The sequence below is a fragment of the Mesorhizobium sp. P2_A12 genome, assembly GCF_056405075.1.
The window spans coordinates 101,036-124,921 of the sequence record NZ_JBFUCU010000009.1 but is presented as its reverse complement, the minus strand read 5'-3'; the positions used below and the strand labels follow the sequence as shown (position 1 = coordinate 124,921).

The 23,886-nt window shown below is 62.6% G+C and carries 22 protein-coding genes; 13 read left to right on the top strand and 9 right to left on the bottom strand.

Annotation, left to right across the window (positions count from 1 at the left end; translation table 11 throughout):
- Positions 1 to 381 precede the first annotated feature (381 nt).
- The 7 genes from AC1DZU_RS20245 (at position 382) to AC1DZU_RS20215 (ending at position 5,950) form a co-directional block, all read left to right on the top strand.
- Positions 382 to 1,143 (top strand): rhomboid family intramembrane serine protease, encoded by a 762-nt coding sequence (locus AC1DZU_RS20245; RefSeq protein WP_477287674.1) that lies wholly within the window; start codon positions 382 to 384, stop codon positions 1,141 to 1,143.
- 88 nt (positions 1,144 to 1,231) lie between these two features.
- Positions 1,232 to 1,663 (top strand): CBS domain-containing protein, encoded by a 432-nt coding sequence (locus tag AC1DZU_RS20240; RefSeq protein WP_184870665.1) that lies wholly within the window; start codon positions 1,232 to 1,234, stop codon positions 1,661 to 1,663.
- A gap of 209 nt (positions 1,664 to 1,872) precedes the next feature.
- Positions 1,873 to 3,378, top strand: a complete 1,506-nt coding sequence (gene gatB, locus AC1DZU_RS20235) for an Asp-tRNA(Asn)/Glu-tRNA(Gln) amidotransferase subunit GatB (RefSeq protein ID WP_477287672.1) — start codon at positions 1,873 to 1,875, stop codon at positions 3,376 to 3,378.
- On the top strand, positions 3,375 to 4,070 hold the full coding sequence (locus AC1DZU_RS20230; RefSeq protein WP_477287670.1) for a hypothetical protein: 696 nt from the start codon (positions 3,375 to 3,377) through the stop codon (positions 4,068 to 4,070). The genes gatB and AC1DZU_RS20230 overlap by 4 nt, the downstream gene beginning before the upstream one ends.
- 13 nt (positions 4,071 to 4,083) lie before the next feature.
- The gene (locus AC1DZU_RS20225) at positions 4,084 to 4,566 is read left to right on the top strand and encodes an N-acetyltransferase family protein (protein ID WP_477287668.1); all 483 of its coding nucleotides are present in this window, start codon (positions 4,084 to 4,086) and stop codon (positions 4,564 to 4,566) included.
- 162 nt (positions 4,567 to 4,728) lie between these two features.
- Entirely contained in the window at positions 4,729 to 5,427 is a 699-nt protein-coding gene (locus tag AC1DZU_RS20220) for an AIM24 family protein (RefSeq protein WP_477287666.1), read from the top strand.
- A gap of 178 nt (positions 5,428 to 5,605) precedes the next feature.
- A complete protein-coding gene (locus AC1DZU_RS20215) occupies positions 5,606 to 5,950 on the top strand; it encodes a hypothetical protein (RefSeq protein WP_477287664.1) in 345 nt (114 codons plus the stop codon).
- A gap of 113 nt (positions 5,951 to 6,063) precedes the next feature.
- On the opposite strand, the gene panC is transcribed toward AC1DZU_RS20215, so the two are convergent.
- Positions 6,064 to 6,915, bottom strand: coding sequence for a pantoate--beta-alanine ligase (gene panC / locus AC1DZU_RS20210; RefSeq protein WP_477287662.1), 852 nt, complete (start codon positions 6,913 to 6,915; stop codon positions 6,064 to 6,066).
- The gene (gene panB, locus AC1DZU_RS20205; protein ID WP_477287660.1) at positions 6,912 to 7,754 is read right to left on the bottom strand and encodes a 3-methyl-2-oxobutanoate hydroxymethyltransferase; all 843 of its coding nucleotides are present in this window, start codon (positions 7,752 to 7,754) and stop codon (positions 6,912 to 6,914) included. Before panB ends, panC begins: the two co-directional genes overlap by 4 nt.
- A gap of 227 nt (positions 7,755 to 7,981) precedes the next feature.
- On the opposite strand from panB, the gene AC1DZU_RS20200 reads away from it, so the two are divergent.
- The 3 genes from AC1DZU_RS20200 (at position 7,982) to AC1DZU_RS20190 (ending at position 9,635) form a co-directional block, all read left to right on the top strand.
- Positions 7,982 to 8,380, top strand: a complete 399-nt coding sequence (locus tag AC1DZU_RS20200) for an NADH:ubiquinone oxidoreductase subunit NDUFA12 (RefSeq protein ID WP_477287658.1) — start codon at positions 7,982 to 7,984, stop codon at positions 8,378 to 8,380.
- 142 nt (positions 8,381 to 8,522) lie between these two features.
- A complete protein-coding gene (locus AC1DZU_RS20195) occupies positions 8,523 to 9,152 on the top strand; it encodes a DUF2155 domain-containing protein (RefSeq protein ID WP_477287656.1) in 630 nt (209 codons plus the stop codon).
- Between the two features lie 75 nt (positions 9,153 to 9,227).
- Positions 9,228 to 9,635, top strand: coding sequence for a hypothetical protein (locus AC1DZU_RS20190; RefSeq protein WP_477287654.1), 408 nt, complete (start codon positions 9,228 to 9,230; stop codon positions 9,633 to 9,635).
- Here the strand turns inward: AC1DZU_RS20190 and aat are convergent.
- From aat to AC1DZU_RS20160, 6 genes are all read right to left on the bottom strand, one after another.
- Positions 9,626 to 10,243 (bottom strand): leucyl/phenylalanyl-tRNA--protein transferase, encoded by a 618-nt coding sequence (gene aat / locus AC1DZU_RS20185; protein WP_477287652.1) that lies wholly within the window; start codon positions 10,241 to 10,243, stop codon positions 9,626 to 9,628. The genes AC1DZU_RS20190 and aat overlap by 10 nt on opposite strands.
- A 12-nt stretch (positions 10,244 to 10,255) precedes the next feature.
- The gene (accC, locus tag AC1DZU_RS20180) at positions 10,256 to 11,599 is read right to left on the bottom strand and encodes an acetyl-CoA carboxylase biotin carboxylase subunit (protein WP_095090710.1); all 1,344 of its coding nucleotides are present in this window, start codon (positions 11,597 to 11,599) and stop codon (positions 10,256 to 10,258) included.
- Positions 11,600 to 11,609: 10 nt separating this feature from the next.
- Positions 11,610 to 12,068: an acetyl-CoA carboxylase biotin carboxyl carrier protein gene (accB, locus tag AC1DZU_RS20175; RefSeq protein ID WP_477287650.1), complete on the bottom strand. Its 459-nt coding sequence runs from the start codon at positions 12,066 to 12,068 to the stop codon at positions 11,610 to 11,612.
- Between the two features lie 26 nt (positions 12,069 to 12,094).
- The gene (aroQ, locus tag AC1DZU_RS20170) at positions 12,095 to 12,529 is read right to left on the bottom strand and encodes a type II 3-dehydroquinate dehydratase (protein WP_095090709.1); all 435 of its coding nucleotides are present in this window, start codon (positions 12,527 to 12,529) and stop codon (positions 12,095 to 12,097) included.
- Positions 12,530 to 12,677: 148 nt separating this feature from the next.
- Positions 12,678 to 13,481: a DsbA family protein gene (locus AC1DZU_RS20165; RefSeq protein WP_095090708.1), complete on the bottom strand. Its 804-nt coding sequence runs from the start codon at positions 13,479 to 13,481 to the stop codon at positions 12,678 to 12,680.
- Positions 13,482 to 13,552: 71 nt separating this feature from the next.
- A complete protein-coding gene (locus AC1DZU_RS20160) occupies positions 13,553 to 14,947 on the bottom strand; it encodes a M48 family metalloprotease (RefSeq protein WP_477287647.1) in 1,395 nt (464 codons plus the stop codon).
- Positions 14,948 to 15,092: 145 nt separating this feature from the next.
- On the opposite strand from AC1DZU_RS20160, the gene AC1DZU_RS20155 reads away from it, so the two are divergent.
- The 3 genes from AC1DZU_RS20155 (at position 15,093) to AC1DZU_RS20145 (ending at position 20,081) form a co-directional block, all read left to right on the top strand.
- Entirely contained in the window at positions 15,093 to 16,241 is a 1,149-nt protein-coding gene (locus AC1DZU_RS20155; protein ID WP_477287645.1) for a pyridoxal phosphate-dependent aminotransferase, read from the top strand.
- 4 nt (positions 16,242 to 16,245) lie between these two features.
- Positions 16,246 to 17,175 carry a glutaminase gene (locus AC1DZU_RS20150; protein ID WP_095090705.1) on the top strand — a complete coding sequence of 310 codons (930 nt, stop codon included), beginning with the start codon at positions 16,246 to 16,248 and terminating at the stop codon, positions 17,173 to 17,175.
- Positions 17,176 to 17,381: 206 nt separating this feature from the next.
- On the top strand, positions 17,382 to 20,081 hold the full coding sequence (locus AC1DZU_RS20145) for a beta strand repeat-containing protein (RefSeq protein ID WP_477287643.1): 2,700 nt from the start codon (positions 17,382 to 17,384) through the stop codon (positions 20,079 to 20,081).
- A 176-nt stretch (positions 20,082 to 20,257) separates the two neighbouring features.
- Here AC1DZU_RS20145 and AC1DZU_RS20140 read toward each other — a convergent pair whose 3' ends face one another.
- Positions 20,258 to 23,257: an Rne/Rng family ribonuclease gene (locus AC1DZU_RS20140; protein ID WP_477287641.1), complete on the bottom strand. Its 3,000-nt coding sequence runs from the start codon at positions 23,255 to 23,257 to the stop codon at positions 20,258 to 20,260.
- Positions 23,258 to 23,886 lie beyond the last annotated feature (629 nt).

Genomic DNA, 23,886 nt, shown 5'->3' with positions numbered 1-23,886 from the left:
CTCCGCGCAATCTGTCGTCTGATGTCCCATCGGTGAACAGAAAGGGCGCCCTCCGATGACCTACATGCGTTGCGGAGCAGGAAGCGTGCCAGCGTCGTTAACACTTGTTCACGGGTCGGGGCCGTTAAGGTTAACAACTGGTTGACGTTGCAGCGAGGCGGCCCCTATGGCACACAAAAACCACTCCAGAAGCGGTCGTTTCGCGACGATCGGCAGCACTTCAGTCAAGAGTTTTAGGGGGAGCAGGGGGCTCGACCGGCCGTTCAAGGGAAACCTTGAGCGGCTTTTTTTTGATTCGCGATGAGGCGATTCGCCGTTTGCGGTTCGTTCGGGGGTGATCTAGATGCTCGAACCCGAATCCCTGCTTGAGTGCAATTTCATATGAGCGAACCGGAAGGCCCCTCGGAAATCGACCCGATCGAGGATGGACCCGAACAGCGGCGCGAGCCGGTGTTCAATCTGCCACCTGTCGTCCTGGCGGTGATGGGCATATGCGCGGTCGTCTACCTGTTGCAGCAGTACGTGCTGACGCAGGAACAGCAACTGACGTTGCTCTACGACGGGGCCTTCATCCCTGTTCTCTACACCGGCAAATACGGCTTCGACTGGTTCCTTTTCACTCGCCCGTTCACCTACGCCTTCCTGCATGGCAGCTTCGCCCATATTGCCATCAACATGGTCTGGCTCGCCGCTTTCGGTTCGCCATTGGCAAATCGCCTGGGGCCGCTCCGGTTCGCGCTGTTCTTTGCCGTGACCGGGCTGGCTTCGGTTGCGCTTTTCTGGGTCATGCATCCGTACGGAGAGGCGCCGCTGGTCGGGGCATCGGGCGCTATTTCCGGCATGATGGGCGCTGCCGCGCGTTTCGGTTTCCACACTCAGCGCTCGTCGGCCGGCAAGGCAGCCTTCGCCGGCCCCGTGCTGCCAATCGCCATCGTCCTGCGCTCGCGCGGCGTCGTGATCTTCCTTGCCGTGTGGATGATCATCAACCTCGCCACTGGCCTTCTCGGCTTTGCCCCGGGAATTGACGGCCAGATCGCCTGGGAGGCCCATATTGGCGGCTTTGTCGCCGGCTTCTTCGGCCTGCGCTGGTTCGACCGACCATGGCAGGCGCCTGAATGGGACACCACCGACCGCCGCACTTGAAATGCAACCGATCACGGCGCACCATGTTCACTCTTATGTGAAAGCCGGTCAGGGCAGGAACCGGCAGGCAAAAGCAGAGGAGGACGCCATGACGGTTAAGGCAATTCTCGAGAAAAAAGGCCATGACGTGTTGACGCTCGGGCCGAACGAAAAGCTGAGCGAAGCCATCCGCATCCTGGCCGAACACAAGATTGGCGCGCTGGTCATCACCAATGGCGATCGCAAGATCGTCGGTATTCTTTCAGAGCGCGACATCGTGCGGGTGGTCGCCAGGGAAGGTGGAGCCGCGCTCGATATCGCGGTGCGCTCGGCGATGACGCCGAAGGTTAAGATCTGCAATGAGAACCACACCGTCAACGAGGTGATGGAGATCATGACCAAGGGCCGCTTCCGCCATCTGCCGGTGGAAAAGGACGGCATGCTCGATGGCATCGTGTCCATCGGCGACGTGGTCAAGCGCCGCATCGAGGACGTCGAGCGCGAGGCCGACGAGATCAGGGCCTACATCGCCACCGCTTGAGCGATGAACGGAAACCGCCGGCCGGCGAGCCGACCGGCGGAGCCGCGGTCTAGCTGTGGTCGAGCCCGCACGGGTCGAAGCGGCTGAAAAGGCCAGGCTGTGGCTTTACGCTTGTCTCTTTTGGCGGTTTGCACTAGCGAATGACTTCCACGTTCGACGTGAAATTCACGTTCAAATGTGAGTTCAGTCATCGCAAGTCGCAGGCCATCATGACCCTCATCGACACCCGTACCCCTGACGCGAAACGCCTGATCCCGGGCGCCACCGGCGACTGGGAGATCATCATCGGGCTCGAGGTCCACGCTCAGATCACCTCGGAGGCAAAGCTGTTTTCCGGCGCCTCGACCGCTTTCGGTGCCGCGCCCAATGCCAATGTCAGCCTCGTCGATGCGGCCATGCCGGGCATGCTGCCTGTCATCAACGAGGAATGCGTCAAGCAGGCGATCCGCACCGGCCTTGGCCTGAAGGCGCAGATCAACCACAAGTCCGTCTTTGACCGGAAGAATTATTTCTATCCGGATCTGCCACAGGGCTATCAGATCTCGCAGTTCAAGCAGCCGATTGTCGGCGAGGGCACCGTGATCGTCTCGGTCGGTCCGGATCGTCAGGGCGAGTTCGAGGATATCGAGGTCGGCATCGAGCGGCTGCACCTGGAGCAGGATGCCGGCAAGTCGATGCACGACCAGCATCCGACCATGTCCTATGTCGACCTCAACCGCTCCGGCGTGGCGCTGATGGAGATCGTCTCCAAGCCGGATATGCGCTCGGCCGATGAAGCCAAAGCCTATGTCACCAAGCTGCGCACCATCGTGCGCTATCTCGGCACCTGCGACGGCAACATGGATGAAGGCTCGATGCGCGCCGACGTCAACGTCTCGGTGCGCAAGCCGGGCGGCGAGTTCGGCACGCGCTGCGAGATCAAGAACGTCAACTCGATCCGCTTCATCGGCCAGGCCATCGACTATGAGGCGCGCCGGCAGATCGCCATTCTGGAGGATGGCGGCAAGATTGATCAGGAAACGCGGCTGTTCGACGCCGTCAAGGGCGAGACGCGCTCGATGCGCACCAAGGAAGAGGCGCACGACTACCGCTATTTCCCCGATCCCGACCTTTTGCCGCTGGAATTCGATCAGGCCTATGTCGATGCGCTGGCTGGGAAATTGCCGGAATTGCCGGACGACAAGAAGGCGCGGCTGATCGCTTCGCTCGGCCTGTCGACCTATGACGCGTCGATCCTGGTCTCGGAAAAGCCGATCGCCGACTATTTCGAGAAGGTGGCCGCCGGCCGCGACGGCAAGCTTGCCGCCAACTGGGTCATCAACGACCTGCTCGGGCAATTGAACAAGGCCGGCAAGGATATTGAAAACGCTCCGGTTTCGCCCGATCAGCTTGGCGCGGTCATCGATCTGATCAAGGATGGCACCATTTCCGGCAAGATCGCCAAGGACCTGTTCGAGATTGTCTGGAACGAGGGTGGCGATCCGCGCCAGCTGGTCGAAAGCCGTGGCATGAAGCAGGTCACCGACACAGGCGCCATCGAGAAGGCAGTCGACGAGGTGATCGCCGCCAATCCGGACAAGGTCGAACAGGCCCGCGCCAAGCCGAGCATGGCCGGCTGGTTCGTCGGCCAGGTGATGAAGGCGACCGGCGGCAAGGCCAACCCGCAAGCCGTCAACGACCTCGTCAAGGCCAAGCTCGGCATCGCGGATCAATGAGCGGAGACGCGAAGCCGGGCGACCCGGCAAGCGTCTCGTCGGCCCTTTTGATTGCCGGCGCCGCGTTGCTTTTTGTCGGCACGTCGCTGCATCCGATGCATGAGGATCCGAATGACGCGCTTGCCGCCTTCGGTGAATATGCCGCCGACCACATCTGGTTGTTCAGCCACATGGCACAGCTCGCCGGCGTCCTCTCGATGGTCGCCGGCCTGGTGCTGATCCTTGGCCGTCTGTCGGACGGCCCGCTTCGCGGCTGGGCACTTCTGACGATCCTGTTCGGCGCGGCGTCGCTGGCGGCGGCAGCTGCCTTGCAGGCCGTCGACGGCATTGCGCTGAAAGCCGTGGTCAATGCATGGGCGGCCGCCGATACGGCGACAAAGCCATCGTTGTTCAGCGCCGCCTTCGCCGTGCGCCAGATCGAAGTCGGTTTTGCCGCGATCAGCGCCATGCTGCTCGGCTTGACGGTTCTGCTCGCCAATGTCGCCCTGCGTCAGGCCAGGCGCTGTCCGTTGTGGCTGTCGTTGCTTGGCGGCGTCGGCGCTGTGAGTGTCCTGGTCGGCGGTTTCGCGACCGCGGCAACCGGTTTCTCCGGCACCGCCATGGCGGCCAACATGCCGGGCAGCATGGTGCTTCTGGTCTGGGTGGTGCTGCTTGCCGTGGCCGACTTCCAGCGCAAGCCGGTCGCAACATAGGCGGGAGAGGACCATGTTCGTTCGCACCGCCGGGGAGCGCGACCTTGCCGCAGTGCGTGCGCTGCTGGTCGAGACCTGGCATGCGACCTACGACGCAATCTACGGCGCTGCCAAGGTGACCGAGACCACCGACGACTGGCACTCGATTTCCTCGCTGCGGTCGCGGTTGACGCGGCCGAACTCGGAATTCCTGGTGGCCGATGATGGCAAGCGGATCGGCGGCATGGCTTTTGCCGAAGGCGCCGAAGTGATCGTGCTCAAGCAGCTCTACGTGCTGCCCAGCCTGCAGGGGCGAGGCATCGGCGGCATGCTGCTCGACGAGGTCATCGAAAGTTTCCCAGAGGCCCGCGCCATCCGCCTGGAGGTGGAGGAACAAAACATCCGAGCCATCGCCTTCTACGAGGCAAACGGCTTCTTGCGATCCGCCGATGTCGGCGAACATACCGGGGCCTTCGGACATCCGACGCGCGTCTACATCAGGGCCCTTGCCGGCTGACCGCTACCTGCCGGCGTATCTCGATCACCTTCGCGCGAGCACCACGACAAAGCCCTATTTTCGTTTGACGGCTTGAAAGTCCCGCAGCAAAGCTCCTTCAGCTGACCCTGCCGGAAGCCGGAACAGACGGACGCGTGTGTTGGGCAGCGTTGGGGGATTTTCATGCCGAGCTTACCGGAACTGATGCCGACACAGGTGTCGGACGAAACCTTTGGCGGCGTCACTTATCATATCGCCGGCGAATTGGTGCCCGTGCTTTCGGTCGATGTGACGCGCATGCCGGTCTATTTCGAGCATCACATCCTGCTGTGGAAGAACTCGACCATCAACATTGGCCTGAAATCGCTGAAGGGTGCGCTGAAGCGCATGATGGCCGGCATGCAGATCTTCGTCACCGAAGCGTCCGGGGCAGGGATCATTGCCTTCAGCCGCGATGGGCCTGGCCATATCGTGCCGATCCACCTCAGGCGTGGCGACGAGATTCAGGTACGCGAGCACCAGTTTCTCGCCGCCACCGGCAATGTCGAGTACACTTTCGAGCGCGTGCGCGGCCTGGCGACGATGCTGTTTGGCCAGAGCGGCTTCTTCATCGACCGCTTTCGCGGCGATGCGGGCGATGGCATCGTCTGGCTGCACGGCTACGGCAATGTCTTCGAGAAAACGCTCGCCGCCGGCGAAACCATCGACATCGAGCCGGGCGGCTGGCTGTTCAAGGATGTCTCGGTCAGGATGGAAACCAAGATTGATCGCCTGTCGAGCGGCTTCTTCGGCGCCAACATGAATTTCATCGTCAACCGCTTCACCGGGCCGGGCCGGGTCGGCATCCAGTCGATGTATCTGCACATGCCGACCGAGGAATAGGCGGCGATCAGATGGCTCGCGATCTTCGCAGGTTCGCCGGCATGGCTCCGGCCCAGGAGCCGGGCCGACCTGCGCCGACATCACGCTCCACCGGCATTGCTGGCCGTCATCGGTTCCGCATACGGCCATGCGTCATCTCGGCGTTTGCTGCGCCGGCTCACGACGGATATGCACGAACATGACCAAACTGTCCCGCATTGCAGCGCTGGTGCTGCTCGCCATCATCATTTTCTCAACCCTGTCGCCGATCCAGATGCGGCCACACATAGCCGAGGCGAACGTTGAGCGCGCCTTGGCTAATGTGCTCTTGGGCTTCGTCCTGGCGCTCGGCTTCCCCAACCGTCTGTATCAAGCTGCGATCTTCGTGGTTGTGACCGCCGGCGTCCTGGAACTGCTTCAGATCATTGATCCCGGTCGCCACGCGCAGTTTGCCGATGCAGTTGTCAAGGCATCAGCCGGAATTGTTGGGATTCTTGTGGGGCAACTGTTCGTCAGGACCAGCGGACGAATGGGAGAGAGGTAGGCGCGCGGCAGCAAACCGCCGCGCTAGAGCAATTCCAGGAAAAGTGTGGTCCGGAATTGCGTCAAAACAAAGAGTTAGAGCCGTTCGCCGTTTCCGTGAAACGGTGAACTGCTCTAGGTGGAGCGAACGTCCACATTGTCGATCAGCCTCGTCTTGCCGAGCCAGGCAGCCGCAAGCACGCGCCCTTCATGATCGCGACGCCATGGCGCCAGCGTCAGGCTTTCACGGGCCTCGACATAGTCGACCTTGCGGAAGCCGGCCGCGACCAGGGCACGACTGGCCTCGGCGGTTGCGTCGCCTTGGTCGGCACCTGCCGTCAAAGCCACCGCCGTGTCGCGTAATATCACATTGAGTTGGCGGGCGATCTTGAGTTCGGCTTCGCCGAGATAGGCGTTGCGTGACGACATGGCGAGACCATGTGCGTCGCGTATCGTCGGTGCGCCGATGATCTCGACCGGCAGGTCGAGGTCGCGGCAGAGCTGCCTGACGACGCAAAGCTGCTGGTAGTCCTTCTCGCCAAAGATCGCGCAGTCGGGCGTTGCCTGCAGGAAGAGCTTTGCCACGACGGTGGCGACACCGTTGAAAAACGTCGGCCGAAAGTCCGATTCGAGCCCGGCGGAGGGGCCGCCGACCGAGATTTTGGTGGCAAAGCCGGCGGGATACATCTCGCCAACTGTCGGTGTGAAGGCAAGGTCGGCTTTGGCCACCTTCAGCCGATCGAGGTCGTGGGCGAGCTGGCGCGGGTACTTGTCAAGGTCTTCCGTCGGCGCGAACTGCGTCGGATTGACGAAGATCGACACGACGCAGCGATCGGCCTTTTCGAGTGCGATCCTGACCAGCGAGATGTGCCCGTCATGCAGCGCGCCCATGGTCGGCACCATTGCGACACTAAGGCCGTCGCGTCGCCAGCCGTGGATCTGCGAGCGCAGTGCGGCAACGCTGTCGACGACGACGGGCCGGCTCATGCGTCATCCCCGTGCTTTGTCGCCGAAAAGACATGGCCGGGGCCTGGAAATGTCCGGCTGCGCACCTCCGCCGCGTAGCGTTCGGCGGCATGCGAGATGACGCTGCGCAAATCAGCATATTCCTTGACGAACTTAGGCACCCGGTCGACGGTCAACCCGACCATGTCGTCAATGACCAGGATCTGGCCGTCGCAGTCGCCGCTGGCGCCGATGCCGATGGTTGGAATGGTGATGCGGCGGGTGATGTCGGCGGCAACGGCCTCGACCGTGCCTTCGATGACCACCGAGAACGCCCCGGCGCTTTCGACCGCGAGTGCGTCGCGAACCAAAGCCGCAACGGCCGCCTTGGTGCGCCCTTTGATCTTGTAGCCGCCGTCTTTCTCGACAGATTGCGGCTGCAGGCCGATATGTCCCATGACCGGAATGCCGGCAGCAACGATTGCGGCGATCTGCCGGGCCATATCGACGCCGCCTTCCAGCTTGACCGCCTGGCAGCCGGTTTCGTCGATCATCCGCCGCGCCGAAGCAACGGCTAGCGCCGCCGAATCCTCATAGGTGCCGGCCGGCATGTCGACGACGACGCAGGCCTTGGCCGCGCCGCGCATCACCGCTTGCCCATGCGCGATCATCATCTCGAGCGAAGCGCCTAGCGTCGTCTCGTGGCCGTGCAGCACCATGGCGACGCTGTCGCCGACCAGGAGCAGGTCGACATGGTCGTCGAGCAAGCGGGCGATGGGATAGGTGTAAGCGGTGAGGCAGACAATCGGTGTGCCGCCCTTGTGGCGGCGAATCGTGTCGGCGCTGATACGAATGTCGGTGGTCGGTATTTCCGCGCCCAATCGTCACCTCCGTCGGCCTGCCGCTGGTTGGATACCGGCTTGGGCGCGCAAAGCTTTAGAAAGACCGCAAAGGCTTGGCAAGCGTGCATCTTGCGGTCGAGAGGATCACGGGCTTGTGTCGGGTTCCCGGCAAGCCATTTGCGTCCTCCCTGCGGCAAAACCCTTGCCTTCCCGAAGGCCTGACGCCATAAGCAGGAAACGGGCGCTGCCGGCGCGAGGGTTCTGAGATGAAGACTTTCCTTACGCAGTTTTTCACCTGGTGGAACAGCCAGACGCTGGGAACGCGCCTGCACACCTGGCGGTATGGCAAGAAGGTCGGCCAGGACGAGACGGGCAATGTCTACTACGAAGGCGGCATCGATTCGGAAGGCCGCACGCGCCGCTGGGTCATCTACCGCAACTATTCCGAAGCCTCCGCAATACCGCCCGGCTGGCATGGCTGGATGCATCACCGTGTCGATGTCGCTCCGGCCAGCGAGGCCTACAAGCCGCGCGACTGGCAGAAGCCGCATCAGCCCAATCTGACCGGCACCCCGGCGGCCTACCGCCCGAAAGGCTCGGTGCTGACCAATCAGCATCGCCCTCAGGTCACCGGCGACTACGACGCCTGGACACCCGGATCGTAACGGCCTCCGACTTGTAACTGCGCAAGGTGCGGGCCGATCCTTTATCGCCACAATTGGTGTTTAGCTGCTTGCTGATCAGAAAACGGCGACTAGCCTTGGCGATCGACAGAATCACCCGGCCGCGAACCACCGGTATCCCTAGATGAGCTTTTCCAACCGAATATCGACGGGCGGCCTTGCGCTAGCCGCCAGTCTTGCCGTCAACACCGCGGCCTTTGCCGCTTCGCCTGAACCGGCACCCGCTGCACCGGCGCCGGCGGCCGCAGCCGGATCGGACCGGGTCACCAATCCCGTCGCCGAGTTTGCCGGCATCGACAAGATCACCGGCCGCATCATCACCTTCGATGTCTATATCGACGAGACGGTGCAGTTCGGTGCTTTGCAGGTGACGCCGCGCGTCTGCTATTCGCGGCCGCAGACCGAAGAGCCGAAGACCGATTCCTTCGTCGAGGTCGACGAGATCACACTCGACCGAAAGATCCGCCGCATCTTCACCGGCTGGATGTTTGCCGAGAGCCCTGGCCTCAACGCCGTCGAGCATGCGGTCTATGACGTATGGCTAAAGGAGTGCAAGCAGAAGTCGGATGTGCCGGCGCCCGACGCCGCCAAGGCGGACGCGACCAAAGCCGACGCGTCGAAGCCTGCCGCGGCCAAGCCGAAGCCTGCCGCCACTCCGGACGTGGTACAGCCCGATGCCACGGACCCGGCTATTACGGAACCGGATACCACGGAACCGAATACCACGGAACCGGATACCACCGAAGCCAACTGATCCTCTGGAACCGTCGTGGCCACCATGCGTTGGACCACGGACGACCGCGCATTCATGCGCATGGAGGATATTCCGATGTCAGACAGCAAGCGGATCACCGCCGGCAAGGCGGAATTGCTCGAACTCGAAAAGGGGTTCTGGACGGGCGACGCGGCCTACTACGCGGCCAATGCCGACACCGAATGCCTGGTGGCGTTTCCGCAGATGGCCAAGGCGATGGACAATGCAGATCTCGCGAAGACCGCGACCAAACCCAACCGTTGGCGCGATCTCGATATCGAGCTGAAGGGAATAATCGAGCCGGGCAGCGACATTGTCATGCTGACCTACGAGGCGCATGCGAGGCGCGAGAACGGCGAGCCCTACGCGGCGCTGGTCAGCACCGGCTACGTCCATCGCGTCAACGGCTGGAAGATGATGTTCCATTCGCAGACTCCGCTGGAAGCCGCGGCCGGAAGTAAGAGGCTCGATCGTCAGGGGTAGAATACGGCCTCGCCCTTCAGCGCGTCGGCCAGCATTTTCTCGTATTTGCCGCGCGGCACGTCGACCGCGCCGAAGCGCTTGAGGTGCTCGGTGGTGAACTGCGTATCAAGCAGAGCGAAGCCGCGCGCCTTCAACCGCTCGACGAGATAATAAAGGCAGGTCTTGGACGCGTCCGTCTCCCTGGCGAACATGCTTTCGCCAAAGAACACCCGGCCAAGGGATACGCCGTAGAGGCCGCCAACCAGCCGGTCCTCGTGCCATGCCTCGACCGAATGACAATGCCCTATCCGGTGCAACTGCACATAGGCTTCGCGGATCGGCGCATTGATCCAGGTCGAGCGGCGCTCCTCGCGCCTTTCGGCGCAGCCGTCGATCGTCGCCTCGAAATCGAAATCGAAACGGATGTCGAAAGGATGCTTCTTGATCGTTTTCCTGAGGCTTTTCGGCGTGTGAAAACCATCAAGCGGGATGATGCCGCGCGTTTCCGGCCGCACCCAGAACACCTCCGGATCGCTGGCACTTTCGGCCATCGGGAACACGCCCGAGGCGTAGGCCTTGAGCAAAAGGTCGGTCGGGATGCGATAGCCGGGCGCGAAGGGGCGGGTCATCGCGTCCCCGGACTACTCTTCCTTGGCCAGATATTTTTCCAGCCAGTGGATGTCATAGTCGCCATTGGCGATGTCGGCATTGCCGACGAGATCGCGAAACAGCGGCAACGTCGTCTTGATGCCGTCGACAACGAATTCATCCAGCGCGCGGCGCAGCCGCATCATGCACTCGACGCGGTTGCGCCCATGCACGATCAGCTTGCCGATCAGGCTGTCGTAGTAAGGCGGGATCTTGTAGCCGGAATAGACGCCGGAATCGACGCGGATGCCGAGACCGCCCGGCGTATGGAAGTGGGTGATCGTGCCGGGCGAGGGGGTGAAGGTGCGCGGATCCTCGGCGTTGATACGGCATTCGATGGCGTGGCCGTTGAACTTGATGTCTTCCTGCTTGACCGAAAGTCCGCCGCCAGACGCCACGCGGATCTGCTCATGCACGAGGTCGATGCCGGTGATCGCTTCGGTCACCGGATGCTCGACCTGCAGGCGCGTGTTCATCTCGATGAAGTAGAACTCGCCATTCTCGTAGAGGAACTCGATCGTGCCGGCGCCGGAATAGCCGAGGTCGGCGATCGCCTTGGCGCAGACGCCGCCGATGCGCGCACGCTCCTCGGCATTGAGGGCCGGCGAGGGCGCCTCTTCCCAGACCTTCTGGTGCCGCCGCTGCAGCGAACAATCGCGCTCGCCGAAATGCACGCCGCGGCCAAAACCGTCACCGAACACCTGCACCTCGATGTGGCGCGGCTTTTCCAGGTACTTCTCGATGTAGACGGCATCGTCGCCGAAGGCGGCACCGGCCTCCGAGCGCGCCGTCTGCAGGGCGACCTCGAGGTCGGCTTCGGTATGCGCCACCTTCATGCCGCGTCCGCCGCCGCCGGCCGACGCCTTGATGATCACGGGATAGCCGATCTCGCCGGCAATGCGCTTGGCCTCTTTTTCATCGGTGACCGCACCGTCCGAACCGGGCACCACCGGAATGCCGAGCCGTTTTGCGGTGCGCTTGGCCTCGATCTTGTCGCCCATGATGCGGATATGGTCGCCGGACGGGCCGATGAAGGTGATGTTGTGGGCGGCCAGGATGTCCGCGAACTTGGCGTTTTCCGACAGGAAGCCATAGCCCGGATGCACCGCATCTGCGCCAGTGATCTCGCAGGCCGCGACGATCTGATGGATGTTGAGGTAGCTGTCGCGCGATGGCGGCGGCCCGATGCAGACGCTTTCGTCGGCGAGCCGCACATGCATGGCATCGGCGTCGGCGGTCGAATGCACCACCACCGTCTGGATGCCGAGTTCTTTGCAGGCGCGCAGCACCCGAAGCGCGATTTCGCCGCGATTGGCGATGAGGATCTTCTGGAACATCCGGCCCGCTCTACTCGATCACGACGAGCGGCATGCCGTATTCGACCGGCGTCGCATCCTCGAACAGGATCGCCGTCACCGTGCCGGAGCGCGGCGAAGGAATCTGGTTCATCGTCTTCATCGCCTCGATGATCAGCAGCGTCTGGCCTTCCTTGACCTTTTGGCCGACTTCGATGAACGCCTTCGCGTCGGGCGATGGCGCCAGATAGGCGGTGCCGACCATCGGCGAGGTGATCGCGTTCTTCGCCACGTCGACCACTGCCGGGGTTGCCGCGGCAATGGGCTGGGCGGATGATGGCGCATAGGCCGGCTGCGGTGCCGCGATCGCGTGCACGGCCGGGGCCTGCCGCGAGACACGCACCTTCAGGTCGCCCAGTTCAACCTCGATCTCGGTGAGGTTGGTGTCGTTCAGTATGCCCGCCAGATCGCGGATCAGCTGCTGGTCAACACCGGTCTTCTTTATCGACATTTTCGAGCCTTCTGTTTGTTGGCCGGTCATAGGCGTGCGGCCAGCGCCTGCAGGGCCAGCGTGTAGCCGAGCGGCCCAAAGCCACAGATCATGCCGACGGCAACCGGCGCGACCATGGACACGTGGCGGAATGGTTCCCGCGCATGGATGTTGGAAAGATGGACTTCAGCGACGGGCAGCGGCGCGATGGCGCGGATGGCGTCGTGGATAGCGATCGAAGTGTGGCTGTAGGCGCCTGGATTGATGACGATGCCGGCGGCCTTGTCGCCAGCTTCCTGAATCCAGTCGACAAGGTCACCCTCGTGATTCGACTGGCGGAAATCGATCTCGAGCCCAAGTGCTGTGCCGGCCTGTTTGCAGTCCTCGGCGATCGCGGCAAGCGTCTTGCCGCCATAGATGCCCGGCTCGCGCTTGCCGAGCGCGTTGAGATTGGGACCGTTCAGGACGAAAACCGTTTTCAAAAAAGCCGACCTTTCCCGGCGCCGACATCAAGCCGGCGCGCTGGGCCCTCTATAATGGGCATAGACGCCTGCGAAAAGAGCGCAAGTGCGTTCTTTCACTGTCCACAACGCGCGGAATGTGCCCGTGAGAATGCGCTCGTGAGCAAGATCAGAGCGCGGCTTTCGCCGCCTCGATCTTTTCAGCAAGCACTTCCTGTCCAAGCGCCCCGAACACCACCTCGTTGCCGACCACATAGGACGGCGTTCCGGTGATCGCCAGCTTGTTGGCAAGATCGTAGGTCTTGGAGAAGGCCTCGTTGATCGACGGGTCCTTCATCTTCTCGCGCAGCGTCGCTTCGTCGGCGCCGAGCGAAAGCGCGATCTTGATCGCCGCCGCCTCGGTGGCGCGTCCCTGGCCGCCGAGCAGTGCGTTGTGGAACTCGCCATACTTTTCCGGCTTCATCAGGTGGAACGCCATCGAAACCACGCTCGCCTTCTGCGAATCCGGTCCGAGGATCGGGAATTCCTTGAGCACGAAGCGCAGGTCCGGATCGGACTTGGTCAGCGCCCGCATGTCGTCGATGGCGCGTTTGCAGAAGCCGCAATTGTAGTCGTAGAACTCGACGATGGTGACCTTGCCGTTCGGGTTGCCGACGACGCCGTCGAAGGCCGAGTTGAAGATCTGGTCCTTGGCATCCTTGATGACACCCATATGGGCGATGCGCTGCTCTTCCTTCTGCTTGGCTTCGAGCGCGTCCTGAACCTCCAGAAGCACTTCCGGGTTCTTCAACAGATAGTCGCGGATGATGCCTTCGACCTCGGTGCGGTCGATCTTGGTGTCGGCCTCTGCCGTCTGGGCCGGCTGCGCCGTACCGGCCTTGGCAATCTGTGGGTTTCCGGCCACGAATCCGAAAGCCAGCATGGCCAGGGCGGCCACGGCCCCCGTGGTGCCCAGCAGCAGTGCCTTTTTCATCGTTCCTGTTCCTTCTACCTGTTTTTCCGGCCCGGTTCGTCTGACTGTGTCGCAGCATGCTGCCGGAAGGTTCACTTGATCTTGGTCGATGGTGCGTAGTTTATGATGTCCTGGGCTCGAAGCCAGCGCGGTTCGCCGCGCTTCATCTGCTGCTGTGCCCGCATGGCGAAGATCTTAGCATCCTTATAGTTGCCGGAATAGAAATGACCTTCGGCGGTGGCAAGTTCTGCGCCCGGTATGTCTCCCAGTTCGCCATAGGCCTGCGCAAGGTAGCGGTAGCCGGCGGCATTTTCCTTGTCTCGCTGTAGACCATTGTTGATCTGCACGACGGCTTTCTTGAGGGATTCAGGCGTACCGACGGCCATCAGCGCCTGACCAAGGGAGACAGGCAGCAACCCCGACCGCGCCGGGTCGAGGCTGACCGCCTTGGCATAGGCATCCGCGGCATCCTTGGGCTTGTTCGCCTTCATCAGGATGTCGCCTCGCAGTTCCTGGAAATATGCATTCTTCGGCTGCGCCTTGATCAGTGCATTGGTCTTGGCGAGCGCGGTGGCGATGTTGCCGAACAGGTACGTCGACTCGGCTTCGCCATATTGTGCGGCAAGGCTGCCGGGCATCTTGCGCATCAGCCGCGCCAACCCCGCCTGGCCTTCCATATAGACGGCGATCTTCATGCGCATCATGTCGTGCCGCTGCTGCAGCGCCGGCGGGTCGACCTTGTCGACATTGGGGCTCTGTTTCACCAGCACTTCGAGATTGGCGATACGGTCCTGCGGCATCGGATGGCTGATCCGGTAGGGATCGACCTGGGCGCCCGACAGCGACAGCGCCGTCTGGAAACGGTGGAACGTCTTCAGCATGCCCATGCCGGACTGCCCGGTGGCGTTGAGATAGGTGATCGCCGAGCGGTCGGCGGTTATCTCCTCGGTGCGCTGATAGGCGAGGATGCTTCGCTGCGCCATCTCGCCGCCGCCCGCCGCCATGCCCATGCCGGCGCCGGCAAGGCCGCGGCTGTTGGTGGTGGCACCGGCGACCATGGCGCCGGCGCCTAGCAATGTGGCGATGATGGCCATCGTCTTGGCACGTTCGAGCTGTTCGCGCAGCTTCTGCTGGTGGCCGCCGGCGATATGGCCGGCTTCGTGGGCAATGACGCCGATGATCTCGTTGGGTGTCTCGGCCGTCATCAGCGCGCCGGTGTTGATGAACAGCCGGCGCCCGGTGACGAAGGCGTTGAAACTCTGGTCGTTGACCAGCACGATGTCGATGCCGTCGTTTGCCAGCCCAGCCGCCTTGAAGATCGGCCGCGCATAGTCGCGCACCAGCGCCTCGATCTCTGCGTCGCGGACCACAGGCACGTTCTGGGCGAAGGCGCTGACCGAATCCGCCAACGCGACGGCAACGCCAAGCGAAAGCGTCGCAAAGACGCGCGCTGTCCGGGCAATCGTCGATCTGGGTCGGCTCAACATGACGGTTCCACTGGTAGACGAGCGGGCGAAAGATGAAAAGTCGGCGCCGGAAACTTCCTCAACTTGTGATCCTCACATCAATCGGGCATTTGTGCGGCGCATGCGCCCGAGTTTGGCGCCTTCAACCATCGGGAATACTGGTTAAATGGTCGTTTCGCTCTCACGTCGTGGCAATGTCGAGCCGTTCCATGCCATGGACATTCTGGCCGAGGCAAACCGCCTGAAGGCCCAGGGTGTGCCGGTTGTTTCCATGGCCGTTGGCCAGCCCTCCGACCCTGCGCCGATCGGCGTTCGCGCGGCCGCGGCCAAGGCCTTGCAGGACGGACGCATCGGCTACACCGACACGCTCGGCCTCGCCGCATTGCGCAAGGCGATCGCCGAGCACTACGCCGATCACTATGGCCTCGATATTCCACCGAGCCGGATCGCGGTGACCACCGGATCGTCGGCCGCCTTCAACCTTGCCTTCCTGGCGATGTTCGATCCGGGCGACCGCGTCGCCATCGCCGCGCCCGGCTATCCCGCTTATCGCAACATCATGGCCGCGCTCGGCATCGACGTGGTCGAGATCGAACTCGGCGACGCCGCCTACCTGCATGCCGGTCATCTCGAAACCGCGCATCGTGAAAAGCCTCTGAAAGGCGTGCTGTTTGCAAGCCCGGCCAATCCGACCGGCGCGGTCATTCCGGCCGATGAACTGGCGGCCCTTGTTAGGACCGCGCAGGAACTCGGCATCGCCGTGATATCAGATGAAATCTATCATCGGCTGGCCTATGCCGCCCCCGACACCACCTCACTTGCCTATGGCGGCGACGTGACGGTGATCAACTCGTTCTCGAAATATTACTGCATGACCGGCTGGCGCATCGGCTGGATGGTGTTGCCCGAAGAACTGGTGCGGCCGGTCGAGCGCGTCGCCCAAAGCCTCTACATCTCGCCGCCGGAACTGTCGCAGATCGCCGCGATCGAGGCGTTCAAGGCGACTGAGGAGCTGGAAGCGGTGAAAGGCCGCTACGCCTGGAATCGCGAGCTGTTGATGAAACGCCTGCCGGAACTCGGCTTTCCGCTGGCGGCACCGATGGACGGCGCCTTCTATGCCTTTTGCGATGTCACCAGGCACACCAACGACAGCATGGCCTTCGCACGAAAGATGCTGGCGCAGGCGCATGTCGCGGCGACGCCAGGCCGCGACTTCGACACCCAGGCGGGGCACCGCACGATGCGTTTCTCCTATGCCGGCAGCCACGACGACATGGTCGAGGCGATGGCGCGCATTGAACGCTGGTTGAGGTAGCACCATGCCAGAACTCGAACAGGCGCTCGCCGAAGTCGCCGCCGAAATGGCCGAACGCACCGATCGCGGCGCTGTTGCCACCTACATTCCGCAGCTCGGCAAGGTCGACCCCAAGAAGTTCGGCATTGCCGCCGTTACCAATGACGGCCGCGTGCTGATGGCGGGTGACGCCGATCAGGCCTTTTCGATCCAGAGCATCTCGAAAGTGTTCACCTTGACGCTGGCGCTCGGCAATGTCGGCGATGCGCTGTGGCAGCGGGTCGGACGCGAGCCGTCGGGCAATCCGTTCAACTCGATCGTCCAACTCGAGCATGAGAACGGTATTCCGCGCAATCCGTTCATCAATGCCGGCGCCATCGTCGTTTCCGACATCCTGCTTGCCGGCCACCAACCGCGCGAGGCTATCGGCGAAATCCTGCGCTTCATCCAGTTCCTGGCCGATGACGAGACAATCATCATCGACCGCGAGGTCGCGGCCTCCGAACGGGCCACCGGCTATCGCAACTTCGCGCTTGCCAACTACATGAAATCCTTCGGCAATCTCAACCATGCGCCGGAGCTGGCGCTGGGTGTCTATTTCCACCACTGCGCCATCGCCATGAGCTGCCGGCAATTGGCGCTCGCCGGCCGCTTCCTCGCCAATGGCGGCAAGAATCCGGCGACCGGACATAGCGTGGTGTCGGCCGAGCGGGCGCGCCGCATCGGCGCCATGATGCTGACCTGCGGCCACTATGACGGCTCGGGCGACTTTGCCTTCCGCGTCGGCATTCCCGGCAAGAGCGGCGTCGGCGGCGGCATACTGGGCATCGTGCCGGGCGTAGCCTCGCTCGCCGTCTGGTCGCCCGGCCTCAACGCCAACGGCAATTCCAAGCTGGGCTCGATCGCGCTGGAAAAGCTGGCCAGGATGATGAACTGGTCGATCTTCGCGCCGTAGAGCGGTCTATTGTTCACGGAAATGCCGCTCGACTGATAAACTTCATGCCCGCCGGGTAAATCTGCAAAAATTGCCTTGACCACAGTAATGTCGTCCGTTCTTGTTGGGGACGACTGCAAATGGGTAGCACCAGTCCTTGAACAAGACGGGTCCCCTGACGCAGTTTTTTGTTTTTAAACCCTGTCTGCAGCGAAAGAGAACGAGTCATGCCCATCGGACGCATAGGACAGGAATTCATCGTCAATTCGACGGCAACGGGGGGTCAGGTTAGCCCAACGATCACGGCGCTAGCCGATGGCCGCTTCGTGGCCACCTGGCAGTCCTATGATACCGGCGACGGAAATGGCGCTTGCATCCGCGCCCGCATCTACAATGCTGACGGTTCAGCGGCTAGCAACGACTTCATCGTCAATTCGACGACACCAGGCGATCAGCGTACCCCCGATATCACGGCGCTGGCCGACGGCCGCTTCGTGGCCACTTGGCAGTCCTACGACACCGGCGACAGCAGCGGTATCCGCGCCCACATCTACAATGCCGACGGTTCAGCGGCCGGTAGCGACTTCATCGTCAATTCGACGACAATATTCGATCAGCATAGCCCCGCGATCACGGCGCTAGCCGATGGCCGCTTCGTGGCCACCTGGCAGTCCGATGAATACGGCATCGGCAACGGCACTTCCATCCGCGCCCGCGTCTACAACGCCGACGGTTCAGCGGCCGGCAACGACTTCATCGTCAATTCGACGACATCAGGCGATCAGCGTACCCCCGATATCACGGCGCTGGCTGATGGCGGCTTCGTGGCCACCTGGTATGCCTATAACGAGGGCGACGGCGATGGCACTTGCATTCGCGCCCGCGTCTACAATGCCAACGGTTCGGCGGCCGGCAATGACTTCATCGTCAATTCGACGGCAACAAACGATCAGGTTACCCCCACGATCACGGCGCTGGCCGATGGCCGCTTCGTGACCACCTGGACGTCCCGTGACCCCGGCAACGGCACCGGCCTGTGCATCCGCGCCCGCGTCCACAATGCCGACGGTTCGGCGGCCGGCAACGACTTCATCGTTAATTCGACGACAACGAACTTTCAGGTTAGCCCGGCGATCACGGCGCTGGCCGATGGCCGCTTCGTGGTCGCCTGGCAGTCCTTCGACGGCGATGGTAGCGGCAGCTGCATACGCGCCCGCATCTGCAATACCGACGGTTCGGCGGCCGGCAGCGACTTCATCGTCAATTCCACGACAACGGGCGATCAGGGTGGCCCCGATATCACGGCGCTGGCCGATGGCCGCGTCGTGGTCACCTGGGAGTCCCTTGATGCCGGCGACGGCAGCAGCGGCTGCATTCGTGCTCAAATCTTCGATCCTACCATCTTTGTCGGCACTGCCGCCGAGGATATCTGGCAAGGCAGCAATGTCCTCGCTGACCACATCAATGGCGGCGACGGCAACGACACGCTGTCGGGCCTGGGCGGCAATGATACGATCAGCGGCGATGCCGGCGCCGATCTGATGATCGGCGGCGCTGGCAACGACACCTACTTTGTCGACAATGCCGGCGACCACGTGATCGAGGCCAATGGCCAGGGCACCGACAATGTACAGAGCTACGTCTCCTTCAACCTTTCCGGCCAGGAGATCGAAAACCTGGCGCTGAGAGGTTCGGGCAATATCAACGGTACTGGTAACTCGATCGCCAATGTGATCACCGGCAACTCCGGCAACAACGTCATCGACGGGCTAGGTGGTGCCGATACGATGAGCGGAGCGCAAGGCAACGACACCTACTTCGTCGACAATGCCGGGGACATCGTCGATGAGAGCACTGCTGGTGCCAATGGCACCGATACCGTCAATGGCTACATCTCGATCAACCTTGGCGATGCCGCCCACTTCAAGGGCAATATCGAGAATGTCGCGCTGCTCGGTGCGGTCGCGATCAACGCCACCGGCAACAGCCTGGCCAACACGCTGACCGGCAATTCCGGCAACAATGTGCTGGATGGAATGGGTGGCGCCGACACGATGAGAGGCGCTCAGGGCAACGACAGCTACTATGTCGACAATGCGGGCGATATCGTCAGTGAGAGCACCGCCGGCGCCAACGGCATCGATACCGTCAACGGCTACATCTCGATCAACCTCAGCGACGGCAACCACTTCACCGGCAATATCGAGAACGTCGCACTGCTCAGTGCGGCCTCGATCAACGCCACCGGCAACAGCCTGGCCAACACGCTGACCGGCAACTCCGGCAACAATGTGCTGGACGGCAAAGGTGGCGCCGACACGATGATCGGGGCTCAGGGCAATGATGGCTACTATGTCGACAATGCCGGCGATATCGTCAGTGAAAGCACCGCCGGCGCCAATGGCACCGACACCGTCAATGGCTTTATTTCGATCAACCTTGGCGATGGCAACCACTTCACCGGCAACATCGAGAACGTCGCACTGCGCAGCGCGGCCTCGATCAACGCCACCGGCAACAGCCTGACCAACACGCTGACCGGCAATTCCAGTAACAACGTACTGGACGGCAGGGGCGGCAACGACACGATATCCGGCAGCAGCGGCCAGGACATCTTCGTCTTCACCACGGCGCTCAATGCCTCGACCAATGTCGACCGCATCACCGACTTCTCGGTGGTCGACGACACCATCCGGGTCGACAATGCCATCTTTGCCGCGCTTGGCGGCAACGGCACGCTGACGGCCGACCAGTTCGTCAAGAACACAACTGGCCTTGCCGCCGACGGCAACGACCACATCATCTACGAGACCGACACCGGCTGGCTCACCTATGACAGCAACGGCAGTGCCGCCGGCGGCTCAACCCATTTCGCCACACTGGCCGCGAACCTGGCGCTGACCAACGCCGATTTCGTCGTGGTGTAAGGTCAGCAGGCACTTCGGTTTCCGTCGACGATACTCTCTGCGCCGGCGGTTTCACACTTTGAATGGCTTTCCCGTCCTCGCGACCAGCCGGAACGCCAGATATGAAAAATCCCGCGCCGTCTTTCGATTGGCGCGGGATTTTTTTGTCAAGAAATCAAGTCAAGCGGCTGAAAGGCTTAGAAAAAGCCCTTCCGCTGCCACCATCCGGCGCGCTTCGGCTTATCCTCGGTCTTGGCCGCCGGTTCGTCGGCAACGGTCGAAGACACCACCGGCACGACCGGCGCATCCACGGCCGCCGGCTTGCGCCGTGACGGGCGGACCTTCGGCGTCTCCTCGACAGTCACTGCCGCTGCCTCGTCGGACGCCGTGGCCGGCGTCTCGGCCGGTGCTGCCGCGACCGCTTCGGCAGCAGCCGGCTCCTCGGCGACGACCTCGGCCGCGGCCTTCTTCGGCTTGGCGGCACGACGTGGCTTCTTCGGCTTTTCCGTGCTCGGCGCGTCGTCATTGGCCGGAGCAAGCGCCACTGGCTCTTCGGCCGGTTCGGCAACTACCGACTCACTGGAGACCGTCACGCTTTCCGCTACGTCGCTATCTGACACATCGAGCGTCTCGCCAGCGCTTGCCTCGACCTCGCCTTCACCGTCTTCGCGGCGATTGCGCTTGCCGCCGCGCTTGCCGCGCCGGCGCTTCTTGCCCTGGCCTTCATCCGAAGCCTCAACCGTCTCGGACGTTTCGGCCACACCGAGAGGAGCGTCGTCGTCTGTTTCCGCGTCGCTGTCGCTGGCAGTGGCTGCCGAGCCGGAGAACTCAGCGGCCGGTGCGGAGACGGAAGACCCGTCCGCAGGTGTGCCGTGTTCGCGGTCGCGGTCCTTGCCGCCACGACGCCGCCGGCGCTTGCGGCGCTTGCGGTCGCGGCCTTCGCCGTCTTCGCCACCGGCAGCAGGCCGTGGCTGTTGTTGCTGCGGCTGCTGCTGGCGTGGCTGCTCAGCCTGCACCGGCACCTCGTCGTCTTCCTCGATGACGACGATCTCGTCCTCGGGCTCATCCGGCTCGACATAGGCCGGCAGGCTGCGCACCTCGACAAAGCCTTCCGGCTTTTCCGCCAGTGCGCCGCGGAAGATCGCATAATGCTGCGCGCCTACGGAATCGTCGGCCTCGACGGTGATGGTCAGGCCGAAGCGGCTTTCCAGTTCCACCAGCGTGCCGCGCTTGTGATTGAGCACGTAGAGTGCGGTCGCCGCCGGCGTCCGCACCGTGATGTGGCTGCGCGAATCCTTGAGCAGGAATTCCTCGATCGCCCGCACCACCATCAGCGCGACCGACGAATCGGACCGCACATGGCCGGTGCCGCCGCAATGCGGGCAGGGCTTCATGGTCGATTCCAGCACGCTGGCGCGGATGCGCTGGCGTGACATCTCCATCAGGCCGAAATGCGAGATGCGGCCGACCTGGATGCGCGCACGGTCGTTCTTGAGGTGATCCTTCAACCGCTTCTCGACGGAGCGGTTGTTGCGGTTCTCCTCCATGTCGATGAAGTCGATGACGATCAGGCCGGCGAGATCGCGCAGCCTGAGCTGGCGGGCGACTTCCTCGGCCGCTTCCAGGTTGGTGTGGAGCGCGGTGTCCTCGATCGAGTGCTCCTTGGTGGAACGGCCCGAATTGACGTCGATGGCGACCAGCGCCTCGGTCTGGTTGATGATGATGTAGCCGCCGCTCTTCAGCGTTACTTGCGGCTGCAGCATGCGGTCGAGCTGTGCCTCAATGCCATTGCGCACGAAGATCGGCGTCGTGTCGCGGAACGGCTGAACCACCTTGGCGTGGCTCGGCATCAGCATGCGCATGAAGTCCTTGGCTTCGCGGTAGCCTTCCTCGCCGGAGACGAGGATCTCGTCGATATCCTTGTTGTAGAGGTCGCGCACCGAACGCTTGATCAGGCTGCCTTCCTCATAGACCAGGGCAGGGGCCGTCGATTGCAAGGTGAGACTGCGGACATTTTCCCAAAGCCGCATCAGATACTCGTAGTCGCGCTTGATCTCGGCCTTGGTGCGGCTCTCGCCGGCGGTGCGCAGGATGACGCCCATGCCCTGCGGCACTTCGAGATCGGCAACGACCTCCTTGAGGCGCTTGCGGTCGACCGCGCTGGTGATCTTGCGCGAAATGCCCCCGCCGCGCGCCGTGTTCGGCATCAGCACCGAATAGCGGCCGGCGAGCGACAGGTAGGTGGTGAGGGCAGCACCCTTGTTGCCGCGCTCTTCCTTGACGACCTGCACCAGCAGGATCTGCCGGCGCTTGATCACTTCCTGGATCTTGTACTGGCGGCGCACCGGCTTGCGGCGGTTGCGCACTTCTTCCAACGCATCCTCGGCGCCGACCGATTCGACCTCGTGGTCGTCCGGGTGCGAGGATTGAACCTCCTCAAGCATGCCGCGATCATTGTCGCCTGACGTCGCTTCGCTGCCTTCTGCTTGCGGGACGGCTTCGGAAATCACATCGGCTTCGACCGAGGCGGCGATCGACGTCGGGCCGCCGTCGCGCGTTTCGGTTTCGTCCTGCTCGGCAGAACCTTCGTCTTGCCCAGACGCATCGGCATGTTCGGACGTGTCGGCATGTTCGGACGTATCGACATGTTCGGACGCATCAACATGTTCGGACGCATCGGCCGCGTGTTCGATGATCTCCGAAGTGTGAGAGATCTCCTCGACAACGACATCGCCATTGTCGTCGCCTTCGCTTGCCTCGACGGAGCCTTCGCTCTCGCCGGCCGCGCTTGCATCGCGCCTGTGTTCACCACGGTCGCGGCTCTTGCCACCGCGCCGGCGTCCGCGCCGCCCGCGATCGCGGCTCTGGCGATCATCGCCGTCGCCATCCTCGTCCTCCTCATCTTCGGCCTCCTGCGCTTCGGCGCGCAGCAGTGCCTGACGGTCGGCGACCGGAATCTGGTAGTAGTCGGGGTGTATTTCACTGAAGGCGAGGAAACCGTGACGGTTGCCGCCATATTCGACAAAGGCTGCCTGAAGGGAGGGCTCTACGCGCGTTACGCGGGCTAGGTAGATGTTTCCTTTGAGCTGCTTCTTGTCCTGGGATTCAAAGTCGAATTCTTCGATACGGTTACCGCGAACGACGACAACGCGTGTTTCCTCCGGGTGGGAGGCGTCTATCAGCATTTTGTTGGGCATTATTTCGTTTCCCCCCGGCAGCCGTCAGCCGCAGCTTGCGGGGCAAAGCCCGCTGCTGCGTGTCTGGAGTGTGGGTGCCGGATAATTGAACGTCCGCCGGCCGCCGCTTGAGCGCCATGGCGGTGCCGCCCGCAGCCATAATGGCGCGGTTTGATGCGGACCTTTCCATGATTGCGCTTGAAGCCATCGTCACCAGCAGAACCTTTTGAACCAAAGCCCGGACAAACCGGACCAGCTTGTTTGCTCTTACAGAGCCGGCGCGGGAACAAACCCGGCCGTTTTCCTCACGCAGGCGATTCCCCCGCCACGGGCGCACACCTGCGAAATTTCGTCGCGATCACCTGAACCCTTTTCGCATGAAGCGAAAGGAGCCGCCTTTCATCTGACCCTGTAGCAGGAAGCTGCGGAGGAGGGCGGTTCCAGGATTGCAGTGATCCAGTATCGCTTTTATGATTTGGCGGGGTGGAAGGCAACCCCGATTTCCGATGCCGGCAAAAAGCAGTTCCGTTACGTAAGACAGGCTGCGACCCTTGCATGAAAAGGCTTGGTTAACCTTCTCTGGATACCAATCGTTAATCGAGTTCGCGGCCTTACCGGCACTTCGACGAAACGACGGGCGCCTGGCGCCA

Bases quoted from the DNA above. Each gene is read 5' to 3' on its own strand.
- AC1DZU_RS20230 (WP_477287670.1), top strand. From the start codon at position 3,375: ATGAGCGGAGACGCGAAGCCGGGCGACCCGGCAAGCGTCTCGTCGGCC.
- accB (WP_477287650.1), bottom strand. From the start codon at position 12,068: ATGTCGATAAAGAAGACCGGTGTTGACCAGCAGCTGATCCGCGATCTG.
- AC1DZU_RS20240 (WP_184870665.1), top strand. From the start codon at position 1,232: ATGACGGTTAAGGCAATTCTCGAGAAAAAAGGCCATGACGTGTTGACG.
- AC1DZU_RS20155 (WP_477287645.1), top strand. From the start codon at position 15,093: ATGGTCGTTTCGCTCTCACGTCGTGGCAATGTCGAGCCGTTCCATGCC.
- AC1DZU_RS20215 (WP_477287664.1), top strand. From the start codon at position 5,606: ATGACCAAACTGTCCCGCATTGCAGCGCTGGTGCTGCTCGCCATCATC.
- gatB (WP_477287672.1), top strand. From the start codon at position 1,873: ATGACCCTCATCGACACCCGTACCCCTGACGCGAAACGCCTGATCCCG.
- AC1DZU_RS20245 (WP_477287674.1), top strand. From the start codon at position 382: ATGAGCGAACCGGAAGGCCCCTCGGAAATCGACCCGATCGAGGATGGA.
- AC1DZU_RS20145 (WP_477287643.1), top strand. From the start codon at position 17,382: ATGCCCATCGGACGCATAGGACAGGAATTCATCGTCAATTCGACGGCA.
- panC (WP_477287662.1), bottom strand. From the start codon at position 6,915: ATGAGCCGGCCCGTCGTCGTCGACAGCGTTGCCGCACTGCGCTCGCAG.
- AC1DZU_RS20165 (WP_095090708.1), bottom strand. From the start codon at position 13,481: ATGAAAAAGGCACTGCTGCTGGGCACCACGGGGGCCGTGGCCGCCCTG.
- AC1DZU_RS20150 (WP_095090705.1), top strand. From the start codon at position 16,246: ATGCCAGAACTCGAACAGGCGCTCGCCGAAGTCGCCGCCGAAATGGCC.
- AC1DZU_RS20195 (WP_477287656.1), top strand. From the start codon at position 8,523: ATGAGCTTTTCCAACCGAATATCGACGGGCGGCCTTGCGCTAGCCGCC.
- AC1DZU_RS20200 (WP_477287658.1), top strand. From the start codon at position 7,982: ATGAAGACTTTCCTTACGCAGTTTTTCACCTGGTGGAACAGCCAGACG.
- AC1DZU_RS20160 (WP_477287647.1), bottom strand. From the start codon at position 14,947: ATGTTGAGCCGACCCAGATCGACGATTGCCCGGACAGCGCGCGTCTTT.
- AC1DZU_RS20140 (WP_477287641.1), bottom strand. From the start codon at position 23,257: ATGCCCAACAAAATGCTGATAGACGCCTCCCACCCGGAGGAAACACGC.
- accC (WP_095090710.1), bottom strand. From the start codon at position 11,599: ATGTTCCAGAAGATCCTCATCGCCAATCGCGGCGAAATCGCGCTTCGG.
- AC1DZU_RS20190 (WP_477287654.1), top strand. From the start codon at position 9,228: ATGTCAGACAGCAAGCGGATCACCGCCGGCAAGGCGGAATTGCTCGAA.
- aat (WP_477287652.1), bottom strand. From the start codon at position 10,243: ATGACCCGCCCCTTCGCGCCCGGCTATCGCATCCCGACCGACCTTTTG.
- AC1DZU_RS20225 (WP_477287668.1), top strand. From the start codon at position 4,084: ATGTTCGTTCGCACCGCCGGGGAGCGCGACCTTGCCGCAGTGCGTGCG.
- AC1DZU_RS20220 (WP_477287666.1), top strand. From the start codon at position 4,729: ATGCCGAGCTTACCGGAACTGATGCCGACACAGGTGTCGGACGAAACC.